The sequence below is a fragment of the Streptomyces sp. NPDC025793 genome (genome assembly GCF_055558375.1).
Genome location: NZ_JBVHMR010000131.1, coordinates 1 through 2,516, shown reverse-complemented (window position 1 = coordinate 2,516; position 2,516 = coordinate 1). Strand labels below are relative to the sequence as shown.

At 72.5% G+C, this 2,516-nt stretch carries 3 protein-coding genes and 1 pseudogene; all 4 read left to right on the top strand.

What is annotated here, in order from left to right:
* Positions 1 to 249 precede the first annotated feature (249 nt).
* Positions 250 to 549, top strand: a complete 300-nt coding sequence (locus tag ACZ4MF_RS48825; RefSeq protein ID WP_467500895.1) for a ferredoxin — start codon at positions 250 to 252, stop codon at positions 547 to 549.
* A 94-nt stretch (positions 550 to 643) separates the two neighbouring features.
* Positions 644 to 1,405 (top strand): thioesterase II family protein, encoded by a 762-nt coding sequence (locus ACZ4MF_RS48820; RefSeq protein ID WP_467500893.1) that lies wholly within the window; start codon positions 644 to 646, stop codon positions 1,403 to 1,405.
* Between the two features lie 52 nt (positions 1,406 to 1,457).
* Complete coding sequence (locus ACZ4MF_RS48815) at positions 1,458 to 2,357, top strand: menaquinone biosynthetic enzyme MqnA/MqnD family protein (RefSeq protein ID WP_467500891.1); 900 nt, start codon at positions 1,458 to 1,460, stop codon at positions 2,355 to 2,357.
* 33 nt (positions 2,358 to 2,390) lie between these two features.
* Positions 2,391 to 2,516, top strand: a pseudogene (locus ACZ4MF_RS48810) (dehypoxanthine futalosine cyclase); the annotation flags it as partial.

Sequence of the window (2,516 nt, the reverse complement as noted above, 5' to 3'; positions counted from 1 at the left end):
GGCTTCCGCCCGGTCGAGCGCAACACGCGCTACGAGATCATCCGCGAGTACGACGGCCCCGACCCGGCCCGGCGCGAGTCGCCGCAGCCGATGCGCGTCTGACCCCCGGACCGGCCACCGCGGCCGGACTCCCCCCTCGTGTACGGCGTGCACGACTCCCCCTGTGTGCGCGGTGCGCGCTCCGCTCGGCCCCGGGCGGCTGTGCGCGCACCGCGCGCACACCATGACGACACTGCCAGGCAGGTGTTTATGTCCCCGCAGACGACCCACGACGAGGACCTGGAAGTCTGGATCGACCAGGGCCTGTGCACCGGCGACGGAATCTGCGCCGAGTACGCGCCCGAGGTGTTCGAGCTGGACATCGACGGGCTCGCCTACGTCAAGAACGAGCAGGACGAACTGCTCCAGGAGCCCGGCTCGACGACCCGGGTCCCCCTGGAACTGCTCACCGACGTGGTCGACTCGGTCAAGAAGTGCCCCGGCGACTGCATTCACGTACGCCGCGTCTCCGATCAGGTCGAGGTGTACGGCCCCGAGGCGGACGACTGAGTCCGCCGCCTCTCCGGCGGCCGGATCCCACCGCCCCGGTGGTCCGGCCGCCGGGCCCGATCACCTCGACACTTGGGAAGGACCCACACGCCCGATGAGTTCCACCACCGACAACCTGTGGATCCGCAGGTTCCGGCCCTCGCCCGAGGCCGCCGAGCGGCTGGTCTGCTTCCCGCACGCGGGCGGCTCGGCCAGCTTCTACCTGCCGGTCGCCGCCGCGCTCAGCCCGGACGTCGAGGTCGCCGCGATCCAGTACCCCGGCCGCCAGGACCGCAGGCACGAACCCGGGCCCGCCTCGGTGGCCGAGCTCGCCGACCAGGTCAGCGCGGCCCTCGCGGAATGGGACGACGACCGGCCGGTGACCTTCTTCGGGCACAGCATGGGCGCGGTCGTGGCCTTCGAGGTGACGCGCCGTACGGAGCGCACCGGGTCGGGCCCCGTCCGGCTGTTCGCGTCCGGGCGCCGCGCTCCGTCCCGGGTCCGGGACGAGCACGTGCACACGCTCGACGACGACGGGGTGATCGCCGAACTGCGCGCCCTGGCCGGCACCGACGCCCAGGTCCTCCAGGACGAGGAGCTGCTGCGCATGGTGCTGCCCGCGATCCGCAGCGACTACCGGGCCGTCGAGACGTACCGCAGCGCCCCCGGCGCGACGGTGCGCTGCCCCGTGACCGTCCTCACCGGCGACGCCGACCCGCGTACGTCGCTGGAGGAAGCCCGCGCCTGGAGCGAGCACACCGAGACGGAGTACGACCTGCGGGTCTTCTCCGGCGGGCACTTCTTCCTCTCGGAGCGGCCGGCCGAGGTGCTGGCCGTACTCCGCGAGCACTTCACCGCGCCGGTCCGCACCGTCTGACCGCGCACCCCTCGTCCTTCCTCCCCTCGACCCGCTTCGGGAGTCGTGCACCGTGACCGAGCAACTCGCCCCCGACACAGCACAGCCGACGCCCGTGCGCCGGCGCCGACCCCGCGTGGGTCACATCCAGTTCCTGAACTGCCTTCCGCTGTTCTGGGGGCTGGCCCGCACCGGCTCCCTCCTCGACATGGACCTGCGCACCGACACGCCGGACGGCCTGAACGACGCACTCGCCGCCGGCGAGCTGGACATGGGGCCGATCAGCCTGCTGGAGTTCCTGCGGCACGCGGACGACCTGGTCGCCCTGCCGGACATCGCGGTCGGCAGCGACGGAGACGTCATGTCCTGCCTGATCGTCAGCCAGGTACCGCTGGAGGAGCTGGACGGGCAGCCGGTGGCGCTGGGTTCGACCAGCCGTACCTCGGTGCGTCTGGCGCAGCTGCTGCTCGCGGAGCGCGTCGGGGTGAACCCCCGCTACTTCGGGTGCCCGCCCGACCTGCGCACCATGATGTCCGAGGCCAGGGCGGCCGTGATCATCGGCGACGCCGCACTGCGCGCGGCCCTGTACGAGGCCCCCCGGATGGGTCTGCACGTACACGACCTGGGCCGCATGTGGAAGGACTGGACGGGGCTGCCCTTCGTGTTCGCCGTGTTCGCCGCGCGCCGTGACTTCCTGGCCCGCGAACCGGAGTTGGTGCGCCAGGTCCACGCCGATCTGCTGGCCTCGCGCGACCTGTCCCTCGCGGAGGTGACGAAGGTCTGCGAACAGGCTTCGCAGTGGGAGGAGTTCGACGCCGCGACGCTCCAGCGCTACTACACCACGGCCCTCGACTTCAGCCTCGGCACGGCGCAGCTCGCCGGCATCACCGAGTTCGCGCGCCGGGTCGGCGGCAGCCCCGAGGGCTTCCCGCCCGACGTCGCCGTCCGGCTGTTGGAACCCTCCGCACCCTGATCCGCCCTACGCCACCGGAAAGGCCCGGCCATCATGTCCCGACCCTCGCAGTCCCCTCTCCAGCCCGTGCTCGACCGAGCCGCCGACGGCGGACGCATCACCCCGGAGGAAGCTCTCGTCCTCTACCGCGACGCCCCGCTGCACGCGCTGGGCGCGGCC